11 protein-coding genes are annotated in these 13902 nt (G+C 57.3%); 1 reads left to right on the forward strand and 10 read right to left on the reverse strand.

The genetic code is table 11. The annotated features are described in order from the left end of the window. The 5 genes from AADA04_RS08970 to AADA04_RS08990 are packed head-to-tail and all read right to left on the reverse strand — an operon-like array spanning window position 1 to window position 6035. Entirely contained in the window at window positions 1-840 is an 840-nt protein-coding gene (locus tag AADA04_RS08970; RefSeq protein ID WP_340692918.1) for an amidohydrolase family protein, read from the reverse strand. Continuing rightward, window positions 840-1829 (reverse strand): aldo/keto reductase, encoded by a 990-nt coding sequence (locus AADA04_RS08975; RefSeq protein WP_340692919.1) that lies wholly within the window; start codon window positions 1827-1829, stop codon window positions 840-842. The genes AADA04_RS08970 and AADA04_RS08975 overlap by 1 nt, the downstream gene beginning before the upstream one ends. Beyond that, complete coding sequence (locus tag AADA04_RS08980) at window positions 1826-3283, reverse strand: alpha-L-fucosidase (protein ID WP_340692920.1); 1458 nt, start codon at window positions 3281-3283, stop codon at window positions 1826-1828. The genes AADA04_RS08975 and AADA04_RS08980 overlap by 4 nt, the downstream gene beginning before the upstream one ends. Then, window positions 3280-4581 (reverse strand): enolase C-terminal domain-like protein, encoded by a 1302-nt coding sequence (locus AADA04_RS08985; RefSeq protein ID WP_340692921.1) that lies wholly within the window; start codon window positions 4579-4581, stop codon window positions 3280-3282. Before AADA04_RS08985 ends, AADA04_RS08980 begins: the two co-directional genes overlap by 4 nt. Then, window positions 4578-6035, reverse strand: coding sequence for an alpha-L-fucosidase (locus tag AADA04_RS08990; RefSeq protein WP_340692922.1), 1458 nt, complete (start codon window positions 6033-6035; stop codon window positions 4578-4580). Before AADA04_RS08990 ends, AADA04_RS08985 begins: the two co-directional genes overlap by 4 nt. A 215-nt stretch (window positions 6036-6250) precedes the next feature. Between AADA04_RS08990 and AADA04_RS08995 the strand changes: the two genes are divergently transcribed. Next, window positions 6251-6580 carry an L-rhamnose mutarotase gene (locus tag AADA04_RS08995; RefSeq protein WP_340692923.1) on the forward strand — a complete coding sequence of 110 codons (330 nt, stop codon included), beginning with the start codon at window positions 6251-6253 and terminating at the stop codon, window positions 6578-6580. On the opposite strand, the gene AADA04_RS09000 is transcribed toward AADA04_RS08995, so the two are convergent. The 5 genes from AADA04_RS09000 to AADA04_RS09020 all read right to left on the reverse strand — a co-directional run. Beyond that, window positions 6577-7353 (reverse strand): IclR family transcriptional regulator, encoded by a 777-nt coding sequence (locus tag AADA04_RS09000; RefSeq protein ID WP_340692924.1) that lies wholly within the window; start codon window positions 7351-7353, stop codon window positions 6577-6579. The two genes, AADA04_RS08995 and AADA04_RS09000, sit on opposite strands and share 4 nt — an antisense overlap. Window positions 7354-7458: 105 nt before the next feature. Next, window positions 7459-8142: a TetR/AcrR family transcriptional regulator gene (locus tag AADA04_RS09005; RefSeq protein WP_340692925.1), complete on the reverse strand. Its 684-nt coding sequence runs from the start codon at window positions 8140-8142 to the stop codon at window positions 7459-7461. A 161-nt stretch (window positions 8143-8303) separates the two neighbouring features. Further along, window positions 8304-9752, reverse strand: a complete 1449-nt coding sequence (locus AADA04_RS09010) for an MFS transporter (protein WP_340692926.1) — start codon at window positions 9750-9752, stop codon at window positions 8304-8306. Window positions 9753-9763: 11 nt separating this feature from the next. Next, a complete protein-coding gene (locus AADA04_RS09015; RefSeq protein ID WP_340692927.1) occupies window positions 9764-12328 on the reverse strand; it encodes a TonB-dependent receptor in 2565 nt (854 codons plus the stop codon). Between the two features lie 367 nt (window positions 12329-12695). Beyond that, window positions 12696-13902, reverse strand: a 1207-nt coding sequence (locus AADA04_RS09020; protein ID WP_340692928.1) for an MATE family efflux transporter, incomplete at its 5' end; no start/stop codon positions are given.

Raw genomic sequence — 13902 nt, forward strand, 5'->3', positions numbered from 1 at the left:
TCAAACTCCCGTTCTATCCAAATAAATTCGTTCGGCATTACCCGACCAGGTCGCGGTCTCGTGACCTGCAACGTGTTTGCCGATCAGACGTTCGCTCTGGCGCACCCACTGCGAATACGATCCCGCCATGTTCAGGACGGGCCAGTCGCTACCCCACAGAAGGCGGTTCGCACCAAAACATTCCGCAAGATGCTCCACAACATCACCGATGGCGACATCGTCAGAATACGGACCGGACTCGGTCAAAAGGCCTGACAATTTGCACGCCACGTTTTTCTGGCGCGCCAATGTCGAAATATCCCGCCGCCACTCATCGAGCTCGCGTGAAGCAATCGGCGGCTTGCCACCGTGATTGAGAACGATCTGAAGGTCTGGATAGCGCGTGGCGAGTGACGTCATTACGTTCACAAGGTCCGGGCGCGCATGCGCATCGAAAACGAGGCCATTCACCAGCATGGCTTCAAGGGCCGGCGTGAACGCGTCCTCAAGAATCCAGTTTGGATCCGGAATGTCTGCGATCATCGGGCGGAGGCCGACGATGCTCCGGTCTTTCGCCCGCCGGGCGATTTGGGCTGCAGCATCAGGCGCCTCAAAATCAACCCAGCCGACGACCCCGGCGACACGTTCGTCCGTCGCGGCCAAGCCAAGAAGGTAATCGGTTTCGGCAGCACTGGCGGCGGCTTGTACAAGAATGGTCCGCGATACACCGGCATGAGACGCTTCGATCCAGACATCATCGATTCCAAAGTCGCGATAGATGATGCCAAGGTCAGGCGTCAGCCAGTCATAGTCTCCGCGCTCGAGCTGCCAAACATGCATATGTGCATCAAGCTTGTCCATCAGCACACCGGTGAATCGCGTGAAATGAGATCGCGATCCTTGAGCGCGTCCCAGAGGCCTGGATCAATCTCCATCTGCGTCCAGTCAGCGATCTGCCGGACCTGTGCGGCAGATTTGGCGCCGGGAATGACGCACGCAACCGCCGGGTGCGAACCGCAAAACTGAAGTGCCACAGCTGGTAGAGGCGTATTGAAAGTCTCGCAAACCGCCCGCAGCTGCCCCGTTCGCTCAACCGCCCATTGGGGCGCCTGAACGTAATCGTAATGAAGCGGTTCTTCACCGGTCGAAGCGAGCAGGCCGGAATTGAATGCACCACCAATGATGACCTTTACGCCATTGCGGTGACATTCATCGAGAAAGGACAGGGAGTCGGCGTGCTCCAGCAAAGTGTAGCGGCCCGCTATCAGCAGGACGTCGAGATCCACATGCTCGAGCACCTGCCGGCAGACGTCGATCTCATTGACGCCAAGACCGATCCATTTGGTTTTCGCTTCAGCCTTCATCGCCGCCATCTCAGGCAGCGCTTCCTCCAGAGCCAGAGCCAGCATGGCCCCATGGGCGGGCCCATGCACCATCTCGCCAATGTCGTGGAGCAGGAGAATATCAACGGCCTCGACGCCAAGCCGCTGCTGGCTGCCCGCGAACGCCTCCCTTATGCCTTTTGCCGAATAGTCGAACTTTGGGATGAACGGTGCCGGTGATTCAAAGCCATTGTCCGGGATGTCTTTCGATCCGGCCGGCTCCAACATCCGCCCCACTTTGGTAGAGATCACAGGCTGAAATTCCGACGAGGCGAGATAGGCGCCAATCCGTTGTTCGCTCAAGCCATGGCCGTAATAGGGCGCCGTATCAAACAGGTTCAGCTGCGCCACAATCGCGGCTTCAAGCGTCGCCTGCGCCTCCTCATCCGAAATCGCCGTATACAGGTTGCCCAGCCCCGCAGCACCGAGACCGTAAGCTGGCAAATCCAGGGAGGCGCGCTGGGTCATACGTCAGGTTCCGGATGGGAGAGCCCCAGTTCAAAAATCTGCACAGCGTCATCGGACCAGGTGCTGACCTCAACACTCAGCGTGTCCTGATCGCACGACCAGTCAGCCGCTTGACCGCCGATCAGGCGCAGAGTTTCGACAGTGCCGACATCGGCAGGCAACTGAACTTCCAGGCTGTCGGTACCCGGCTTGCCGAAAATATGAATAAAAAGCGCATCGGCTGTGCGGGTTGCGCCGATGTTGATGCCGTCAATGCTGGTCTGGGGCAGAGCAATAGGGCGCGTGTCCTGAACAGCCCGCCCCACCGTCGAGAGCCACTCGCCGGTTGCTTCGAGACGGGCGGCCTGCGCCGGATCAATCTGCGCGTCCCCGCGTGGCCCGACATTAAGCAGCACGTTTCCATTGAAGCAGGACGCACTCGCCAGCATCGTCGCGATCTCACCGGGGGAGAGATAGTCGGAGTCCGATTCGGTTCGATTGAAAGCAAACGAGTGGCCCAAGCCACGCGTCGTCTCCCATTGGAATGGCAGGATTCGATCAAACATGCCGTATTCTGGTGTACGCGCATCCCATACCGGCGGCTTCGGTGGCATGATCCCCGTCAGGCCTTCCGGCTTGTCGAAAGCGTCGGCCGAAAATTCGCCGTCCGGCGCCATCCAGCGATCGTTCGTCAAACCGTCAGGAACGGCATTATAGTATTTCGCGAGGATATCGAAGGACGCTTGCTGGCTCGGATAGCCAATATCGTTCCAGAGGTAATCCGGCTCATAGCGCTCAATCAGTTCGTTGTAGTGCGCGTTGGCATAGTCGATATATCCCTCCGCAGCCCCCGGAATCGCCATGACGTCTGCAAACGATTCGATCCGGGCATCCTTGAATGTCCAGTCAATGCCGCCCGAATAGTAGACGCCAAATTTCAGCCCCTCAGCCCGCGCCGCCGCCGCAAGTTCGCCCACGACATCCCGCTTGGTACCCCAGTTTGTCTTGTGAGGGTTGGGCGTGTTGCTCGGCCACAGGAGGAACCCGTCATGGTGCTTGGTGACAAGCACAACATAGCGCGCGCCGGAACGCTTGAAGAGTTTCGCCCAGGCAACAGGATCCCAGTTTTCGAGAGACGCGTTGAACGCCTCGCCGAACCGGTCATAGGAATAATCTTTGCCATAGGTTTCGCGGTGGAATGCCGCTGTCGCGCCATCCTCGAATTTCATCGTGTTGAGGTACCATTCCGAATACGGCACATCCGCAAACGTCTGCGTGGCACCGTCTCCTGAAACATCACCGATCTGAGCGTGATGCGGTGCGAAGGCCGGAATCGAATAGGGGCCCCAGTGGATGAATATGCCGAACTTCGCGTCCGGGAACCAGTCCGGCACAGGGTGCTGCTGCAGGCTCTCTGCAGACGCAGTGTAGGTTACTGGCCTGTCGTTCGCGCCGGCTTTATCGGACGTATTCATATCGCAGCCACCTTGGCCCATTCCTTGCCATTCGGATACTCATGGTCAGCCATGCTATCGGGCCACAAATCGACCGAATAGCCCGGCGCCGTTGGAGCCATATAGCGGCCTTGTTGTATCTCGATCGGATTGCGGAAATGCTGGTGAAGGTGAGCAGCGTGCTCGATCACGCGCCCCTCCATCGTTCCCGAAATGCACACAAAATCGATCATCGAGAGGTGTTGGACATATTCGCACAAACCAACGCCGCCCGCGTGGGGGCAGACAGGGATGCCGGCCTTGTCGGCCATCAGCATGACAGCGAGAACTTCGTTCACGCCTGCCAGCCTGCACGCATCAATCTGACAAAATCCGATCGCTTCGGCCTGCAGGAATTGTTTGAACATGACGCGATTATGCGCGTGCTCTCCCGTCGCGAGCAGGATCGGCGACACCTGTTCAGCAATTGCCTTGTGGCCCAGAACGTCATCCGGACTTGTGGGCTCCTCAACCCAGTAAATATCGTATTCCGCCATTGCCTTGATCGCCTGCACGGCATCAGCCACGTCCCACACCTGATTGGCATCGACACTCAGGCGAACGTCATGACCCAGTGTGTCGCGGAACAGCTTACAGCGACTCAGGTCGCCCGCAAGATCGCCGCCGACCTTGATCTTGAAGTGGCGCCAGCCCTCAGCATAAGCCTCCTTCAGGCGCCGCACGATCTCGGCGTCAGTGTATCCGATCCAGCCAGCGGATGTCGTATAGGCTGGATACCCGTCGCGCATCAGTTGTTCGATGCGGGCCGCTTTCCCACTCGCCTGTTCGGTCAGGCGAGCCAACGCTTCCGCCTTCGACAGGTAGTCACTGATGTGTCGGAAATCGATCGCCGAAACGATACGCTCCGGGGACATGTCGCTCACGTATCGCCATAGCGGCTTTCCGGCACGCTTTGCGAGCGCATCCCAGACCGCGTTGATGAGTGCAGCAGCAGCGAGATGGACGACACCCTTTTCAGGTCCGAGCCAGCGATATTGACTGTCATTAAGCAGAAGGCGCGAAACGAGACCGAGGTCTTCCTCAAATTCGTCAAGGCTGCGACCGATCAGGTGCTGACCAAGACCTTCAATTGCCGCGACGCAAAGATCGTTGCCGCGCCCGATTGTGAAGGTGAGGCCATTGCCACCCTGTTCGCCGCCGCTCATCAGCAAGCTGACATAAGCGCACGAATAGTCAGGATCGGGGTTCATGGCATCCGAGCCGTGGCTATGCCGGGACGTTGGAAACCGTATATCGCGCGCATCAAGACCGACGATCATGCCGACAGCTCCAATGCGAGCACCTGGACCGCCGTATCAGCCCAATCCGGCACAGATACCGTCAATTTGCCATCATCGACCGACCATTCGGTGAGTTCACCCCCGATCTGCTGCGCCGTAATGACATCGTTCAGGTCATCGGGCAGCCCGACCGTGATGGCTTTGCCTGCCGGTACTCCGAACAGATGGATGTACACGTTGTTGCCGTTTCGTGTCGCGCCGATCGCGATTCCGTCGACATCCCGCTCAGCCAATTGAACAGATCGCGTGTCCTGAACGGCCACGCCGGCGGTTTTCAACCACTCGCCCACCGCTTCGAGACGAGCGGCCTGACCGGGTGGAATGATCGTGTCGCCGCGCGGGCCGACATTCAACAAGACATTACCATTGAAACAGGCAGACCGGGCCAGCATCGCGACGATGCCATCGCGGCTGATATAGTCTTCTTCTGTCTCGTTCCGATTATAAGCAAACGAGTGGCCCATGCCGCGCGTCGTCTCCCAGAGGAATGGAAGAATGCGGTCGAACATCCCATATTCAGGTGTGCGCGTGTCCCAAACCTGAGGCATCGGTGGCAGCAGGCCCGTCAGGCCTTCTGGCTTGTCGAACGCGCCTTCGGGAAGTTGTCCATCGGGTGTGATCCAGCGGTCATTCGTCAGGCCCTCCGGAACGGTATTGTAATATTTGGCAATAATATCAAACGAGTCCTGAGCGTGAGGATAGGCGATATCATTCCAGAGATAGTCTGGCTGGTAGCGCTCGATCAGCTCCTCGTATTGCGCATTGGCATAGTCCGAATAGCCTTCGGCATCTCCCGGCATGCTCGTCATGAAGTCGACAAAGCTCTCGATGCGCTTGTGTTTGAAGGTCCAGTCGACTCCGCCAGAATAGTAGACACCGAATTTGAGCCCCTCGGCACGCACAGCTTCGGCCAATTCGCCCACGACATCGCGCGTTGTGTGCCAGCCCGGCTTGTTGGGATTAGGCACGTCGCTTGGCCAGAGGGCGAAACCATCATGGTGCTTCGTGACGAGGACCACATATCGCGCACCCGAGCTCTTGAAGAGGCGCGCCCAGGATACCGGGTCCCAGCCCTCCAGCGCGTCATTGAAAGCCTGGCCGAAATTGTCATAGGAATAGTCTTCGCCAAACGTCTCACGGTGATAGGCCGCCGTCGGACTTTCTTCGAACAGCATCGTGTTCTGATACCATGCAGCATAAGGCGTATTGGAAAATCCATGACGCTCATCGGATGTGACCAATTGGTCGATTTGCGAATGCTTCGGCGCGAAGGCCGGGATCGAATAGGGTCCCCAGTGAATGAAAATGCCAAATTTGGCATCGCGAAACCATTCCGGTGCTTCGTGCGCGCTGAGGCTTTCAGCCGTTGCTGAATACTTTGTCGTCTTAGCAGCCACGATAATCACCGCTGCAGACATCCGGGTGACAGGCACCCCATGCGCCCAAAATGCACGTTCCGAGTCTCATTGTTTTCCTCCCGCGAGTCGCCTCTAGACGAGCGACTTCATGTCAGCTAAATAAACACACCATGTTTCATATGCAAGCGCTTTGTTCGCATATAAACGAGCGATAGAAAGAATGATCGACTCCCAACTCGCCGAGCGCTCCAACTATTTGCTACAGGGTGACGGATTCGCAGGAGAACAGCATGGAACGAAAAGCGTGGATGATCCGGCTGAACGCCGAGAAGGTCGAAGAGTACAAGCACCTGCACGCGAACGCCTGGCCCACAATTCTGGACCAGATCTCCGCCTGTAATATTCGCAATTACAGCATCTTCCTGCGAGAGCCGGAAAACCTGCTCGTCGGCATATACGAGTACCACGGCGATGATCTTGATGCGGATATGAAGCGAATGGGCGAAGACGCCGACACCCGGAAATGGTGGGCTTTGACTGACCCGTGCCAGACTCCGCTAGAGTCGGCCGATGAGGGAGAATGGTGGGTTCCGATGGAAGAAGTCTTCCACCTCGACTAGGCCACCCCCTGCCCCGCATAGCCCAGTGTCGCGGATATTTTCAACGCGGCTTCGGAGACCAGATGCGGCGCTTCTTCAACTGTCACGCCGGCGCGACGCGTCACCACGAACGGCACCGTCAAACTGGCAACTGCGCCGGTCCCGGCTGAATCAAATATCGGCGCACCAATATCGGTAACGCCATCGACCATTCGCGACGGCATGCAAACAAATCCGAGGCGCCGAACCTCGTCAGTCTGCGCCTCCAACGCGTTGATATCCGCAGCTTCAGCACCACCAGTTTTCAGGTCTTTGAGAATCTTCGTTTTTTGCAGCGGAGACGCGAAGGCGAACAGGACCAGACCGGACGCAGATTTCATGATCGAACGCCGATGACCAAGCCGCACACTGAACCCGACATCGTCGGGGCTCTCAGTGCGAGCGATGACGACAATCTGATCGGAACTTGTAACGGCAAGTTGAATCGACTGCATCATGCTCGATGCAAGCGCCGACATTTCCGGAAGCGCTGCATCATGGAGATTCATCTTGGGTGGCGAGCGCATCCCGATCTCGAACAGCCGATTGGATAATTGCAGCTTTTCCGGATCTTCCGTACGCTCCACATATCCCCGCGCCTCAAGCACCACGACCATGCGATAAATCTCGCTGCGCGACCGCCCAAGGTTGCGGGCTATATCGGAAATCGACTGTGGCACCCGAACGCCGGCAAGGCTTTCCAGGATATCCAGCCCTTTTTCGAGGGCCGGTGCCTTGTAGGGAATTTCCGTCATCGCACTTCGCCCACCATGATCCGACAATTTATTTCACCATGGATCATGCCGTCGCAATCCTAAATATTGGAATAAGTTGAATGGATACCGCGCGACAGATCGGATCTATTCAGCAACGCCCGGTGACAGCATATTTCGCGCCGCTGTTTCGGCGATCTCGAGGCACGCGTCAACTTCGGCCTTAAGGCTCAGTTTCCCTGGAGCGCGGCTCCACCTTTTGTGCGCTAGAATGATGCTGGAAAGCACGAGCGAAACGATCAGGTCTGGCCGGTAATCATTCGCACGATCGACTCCATATTCCGCTGCAATGAATTCCGCGTAGATATTTCTTTGTTCTCGCTCGAACGCCGTCCAGGCAAAGGCGAGTTCGTTATCGCCCCGCTGGGTATTCCAGAACATCAAGCCCGGCTGGGCAGAGGACTTCAGCGCGGCGACCAGCGTGCGGACCTCGCGTCGGAAATAGTCGAAAAATCCGACTTCGCCCCTCGCATTCGCCGCCCGCTCACGTAGTTCATCCGCAGCAGTCGTTACAATGCTCAGCGCAAGGTCACTCTTGCTATTGAAATGCATGAACAATGTCGTGACGTGAATATCGGCCTCATCGGCGATGGACTGCATCGTCGTTGGGCCATACCCACCTTCGCTGAACTGCTTTGCGGCGACTTTCAGGATTTTTGCTCTGGTGCGTTTACGCCGTTCCGTGCGACGCGGGTATTTGATTTCCGCAACCTGCGCATCATCCCCACCTCCAGCAGGCTTGGTTGTTTTGGGCTTGGGGTTTTTGACCATTGTGTTTCTCTTAGCACGACCTCATCCCGCCGCGCGCCTGATAATAAGTGGAAATTTAGACTACCTGATCTTCGGATCAATGTACTGGAGAATTATGTGTTTGAGGGCCTTCAAGCTGCTGAATTATTGATGGATTTCGCGATCACCACCTTATAGCGAAGTCAACTCTCCGCTGCCCGCTTCCGTGCGATCTCCTCTACCGCGAACTGATGATCATGCTCTGAAACAGGGTAGAAGCTCATTATGACCAGTGCCATGCTCGTAAAGACCAACGTCGCCAGAGCGAACCAGAATGCAAGATTGTGAACAATGGCGATATCTACCGCGCCCGGTTTGGCCCCTTCAGGAAAGCCAACGAGCGTCAGGATGAGGCCGGACACCAGGACTCCCATGCCTGAAACTGTCTTTCCCACGAAAGTGGTCGCTGAAAAAATCAAACCCTCGGACTGGCGGCCAGTCTTGAGCAGTATCTGGTCTGTCACATCTGCCACCATTGACGCGACCAGAATGGAGGCGGTGACGACCGCCATCGCGACCACTGTCATAAAGACGAACAGAAGCGGCACGAGTATGGGACTGCCATTCTCAGGAAACAGTCCCACCAGCCGAAGGATAACAGGCGCCACCACGCCGATAAGCGTTACAGCGTAAAGCGCGAGCGTGGTTCGCTTCTTACCAAACACTTTTGAAACAGGGAGCACGATCACGAAAGCCAGCGCGACTCCCAGCAAGCCGCTTGCCGCCAACAGCGCAATCATATCAGCCGTTAGTTCCCAGAAATATGTCTGCATATAAATTGTCAGTGCAGCGTTCAGTCCGCCTGCCATTGAACCAAATATGCTGCCGACAAGGATTGGGGCATTGGTGCGATCAAACAGTGTTGAAGCCATCTCCTTGACGGTACGCCAGAAATTCTGACGCACAACAGGAGGCGGCTCAACGAGCGAAGAAATCCGACCGTGCGTACCTATCGACGATATGAAGATTGCTATCGCCATCAAGGGGGCCGCGATCGCGGCGTACTCGCGGTATCCCGACGCATCAAGAATGCCGCCTGGGCTGGCAGGATCATTGGAGAAGATCACCGTGAACACGAAGATGCCCATCAGGATTCCACCAACGACACCAAAGAAGAACCGGTATGCAACGAGCTCTGTTCGCTCATGATAGTCTTTGGTGAATTCCGCCAGGAGCGCCGTGGACGGAATTTCGTAAACTCCTATGACGATACGCGTCGCGCTCGTCATCAACAGAAGATAAGCAAACAACATCCCGTCGGTGGCTCCGGACGGGGGTTGCCATAACAAAAAGTAGAAAATGCCGACCGGTATGACAGAGGCATACATGAATGGATGGCGACGCCCCCATTTGGTCCGCAAACTGTCGGACCATTGACCGACGATCGGATCGAACGCGGCGTCGGCGACCATGGCAAGCATGATCGCCCCGCCAACCCAGGCCGCCGGAAGACCGACGACCTGATTGTAGAAGATCATCAACAGGGCGTTGAAGCCGTTATCCTTGATCCCGAAAGCGACAGTCCCCAGCCCGTAGACGAGCTTTGTCGTCCACGGGAGCTTGCCTGTCTTCGCCTGCGTTGGTTGCGTCATACGACCGGCGTTCAGAAGTGCATCTGAAGCTGGACACCAAACGTTCTCGGCGCAGTTAGGTAATATGTCTGCGACACCCCGAACGGCGCATAGCTCGCTGTACCTGTCGACCCATCGAAGCCCTGTTCGTCAAACACATTCTTGACGTACCCGACGACGCGATAGGCCTCTTCGCTACTGGTCCAGACACCAATCAGATCGACCTGATCGGACGACGGGGTTTGTGTGTAGGACCGATTGAAGACGCCATGATACGTGTCATCCAGCCAGGAATAGTTACCTGACAAGGTCAGGTCGCCACTTTCGCCGAGCGGAATGTCGTAGCTGACATTCAGGCCGAACTTGTTCGGCACCGTGCGCGGCAGCATTTCGCCCTCAAGGCTTTGGTACTGGTTTCCGCTCGCATCGGACTGCCCAACAGGATTCGCATCCGGCTGGATAGCATACGGATCGGCGACGTCCACGAAGCAGCAGCCATCCTTAACTTCCGAGTCGTTGTACGCATAGCTGAACATGACACGCAGCGCGTCGGTCGGGCTCCAGACCGTTTCGAGTTCAAAGCCCTGTGCGCTCGAGTCGGCGAGGTTGAAGAACCGCGTCAGACGCACGCCATTTTCCTCGACGTCCAGCGGAACCTGCAGGCCATCATAGGAATAGTGATACGCTGTGGCGTTCACCTGCAGATTGCCTCCGAATGATTTCTTGGCGCCAATTTCGAACGCATCCAGCAGTTCTTCACCCGTCTGGGGGAACTGGCTGATTCCGCCAGCGTTGAAACCACCTGATTTATAGCCGCGGCTATAGCGAAGGAAATAGTTTGTATCGTCGTTCGGTTGCCATTGAATCCCTGCCACACCTGACAGCGCATTCCATTCATTCTCGAGATCACGAGTCGCAAGTCCGGTCGCGGGATCGATCGTGACCGCGCTGGCAACGCCGGCAGCGGAGGCGTAGGACACCGACGCAGCGGTCAGGTCCAGCGCCGGAGTTGCGGCACCAGATCCACCGACCGTGAAGCCCGGAATGATCCCGTAGGCAATAATCCGGAGCCATTCGCTGCCAGACTTCTTGTCCATCGAGTAGCGCAAACCGCCGGTTAGCGTGACGGTGTCTGTCAGGGCGTAGTCCGCTTGTCCGAACAGAGCGTAGGACGTCGTTTCCATGTCGGAGATCGCCGTCACGAAATCGCCACTCGGATTCGGCGCTGCGGCCAATGGAGCGGAAATCTCTGGCTGCGCCTTGTTACCGAAATGGGATTCCTGCCGGAAATCTTCGTCGTACATATAAGCACCGACGATCCACCAGAAATCTGAATCATCCGACGACTGGGCCGTCAGTTCATGGCTGAAGAACGACTTGTCTTCACTATATCCGAACGTACGCTGGGGAAAGACTGTCGCCGCGGCGCAGACCGGCCCGACATTTTCCAGGTACCACTGGCAGTTTGGTCCACCCAACATCACTTCACCGGCAACCGGCGAGGCGGCATCGAGCGGGAATGTGTATGAGAGCATGCTCGTGCCGTCATCGTCTCGGAGCGCATCATAGAAATAGGTCCGGTAGCCGCCGAGATATTTGATGTCGATATTATCGAGGTTCCACGTCGCGACTGCAGACAAGCCGTAATTATCGTCCAGCTTGGACGTCGTCGGGGTATCGACGCTGAATTTTCGGATATCGTTCACGCCGGGGTTACTGGTGGCTGCCCCTTCCTGCGTGAAGCCGGGTTGAAAGTAGCCGAATGCCGGCCCGGGTGTCAGGAAGCCTGCGGGGACGGGTGCCAGATCATAGGGACTGGCACTGTTGGTCGTCCGGTTATTGAACCGTCCGTTTTGTGTATCGGCCTTCAGCCAAAGCGAGAAATTCTCCGAGAGATCGGCGTCAAGCTGAGCTTCGAAATAGGTGTATTCCCCGGCGCCAGCCTCAGATGGCCCGCCCGCGACATTATCAAAGTAGCCCTCGTCCTGATTGCGATAGGATCCCGCGAGCTTGCCTCTAAGGCCGTCGCCCAGCGGGCCCGCGACGCTCGCCTGTACTTCCGTCGTTTCAAAATTGCCGATGGACAGCCGTACTTCACGTTCAAGCGTGTCGGCGGGGCGCTTGGAAAGGACATTGATCGCGCCGCCAATGGAGTTGCGGCCATATAGCGTGCCCTGAGGTCCACGCAGGACTTCGACGCGTTCAACGAAGAAATCGCTCTTGGACACGGCCGTTGTCGATGAATCGTAAATGCCGTCGGCATAGGTTGCGACGCCGGGATCGGATCCGTTCGTATTGGTCTGGCGGCCGACGCCGCGAATGAAGACCCGGTCATCACCGGCGGAAAAAGCCAGGCTGGGCGTGAAACGCGCAAAGTCCGAAAGACTGTCGAGACCCAATTCCTCACGGAGATCTGCTGTGAAGGCGGTTACCGCCACAGGCACGTCATTCAGGTCCTGCTCCCGCTTGACCGCCGTCACAGTAACCTGGTCCAGTTTACGAACGCCGTCCGGTTCCTCTTGAACCTGGGCAAACCCCTGACCACTTGCTGCGATTGCGAACGCACTGACAGCCGCAAGCATGGATGCTTTTCTCATTGTCCTAATTCCTCCCGATTGTTTTTGATCCTGAGTCTCCGCCCGGATTTCAGGAAAGTGTATGATCGATTAATCTATTTGCATAGTGTTAAATTGAATGATCGCAATGAATGCGTGATACGCCGCCTGGCGAGCGCCAACCAGTGTCCAAGGTGCGTGAAAAACTGAAGCGGGGTCACACGCATGAGAGAGCCGCCAGTCCAATGCGAACCGGTCGCCGCTCTTCGCGAGACAGCAGATCCTGTGCGACAAGAAGGGCGCGCCTGTTCGGGGCCGTGGCGGTCGATGTCAGGCGGATAAGCGGGTATCACCGTGCAGAGTACGCCTACACATCCCTTAACTCACCTGATGACGGACGCTGCCTGCACTACGGTTTCGTGTTTTCAATCGAATCCATCAGCAACGCCTTCCGGCGCCAGCCTCCAAAGCGGTAATAGAGAATGGCGAGCAAAGCGGACGAGATCGTCCCCACCGGAAAGCTCCACCAGATGGACGCCTGCCCCAGGAGGGGTTCGAAATAGTGGGCGAACGGCACGCGGAATCCCCACATGGTCAACGCAAAAACGATGGTCGGCGGAATCATCACGCCGTTCGCCCGCACGATCGACAGGAGCCCGGCCGTGATCGCCAGAACAGACCAGCTCCACAATACGATGCGATTGATATCGTGAGCGATGTCGAGGGAGGCACTGCCTTGCGGCAGGAACAAGCGGAGCGGCAAGTCTCCCAAAGCCAGCACCAGAATGGCCGTCAGCGCGGTGATTGCAAAGCTGAGGAGACAGCCGCGCAGGGCAATCTGATCGACCCTGTGCCACAGGTTTGCACCAATGTTCTGCGCCGCCATCGCCGACAAAGAGGCCGCCAGCGCCATGGCCGGCATCTGGACATATCCCCATAATTGCGCTGCGCCCGCATAGGCTGCAGCCGTGACAACGCCGTAGGCGTTGACCATGACGAGGAGTACAAAATAGGCGCCTTGCACAATGATCGTTTCAGCGCCCATTGGCAGGCCGCGCTTGATCAGCATTGCGAGCAGTGCCGGATCCGGACGCAGGAAACGCAGTTCCTCCCCATGCAGGGCGATAGGCAGGTCGCGGCGATAGATGTGTCGCACCATGGCGACGAGCGCAACGGCGACGCCAATCAGGTTGCCGAGCGCGACTCCTGCGATTCCAAGCCTCGGGAAGATTCCGTAGCCGGTGAGGAAAAGCGGCCCCAGCAGGAGCGACAGGCCAATCCAGACAACAGAATACCTGAACGGCGTGCGTGAATCCCCGCACCCACGCAGCATCATCATCAGGAAGATGAAGACGAACAAGCAAGGCATGACCAGACATGTCATACGCAGGAATGTGATGGCAAAATCGCGCGATGCCTGCGGCAGCCGAATGACATCAACGAGCCAGGGTGCAAACACGACCCCCAAAATCGCGATGAGTGTCGCCGCGATGGCTGCGAATGCCACCGACGACCCCACGATTTTCTTGACGTGCAGCATGTTGCCTCGGCCAACCGACTGGGCGATTGCGATGCCGGATGCCGCCCCCACCCCGATGATCATCCCCATCATCATG

This window comes from Hyphomonas sp. (genome assembly GCF_037969335.1).
GTDB lineage: Bacteria > Pseudomonadota > Alphaproteobacteria > Caulobacterales > Hyphomonadaceae > Hyphomonas.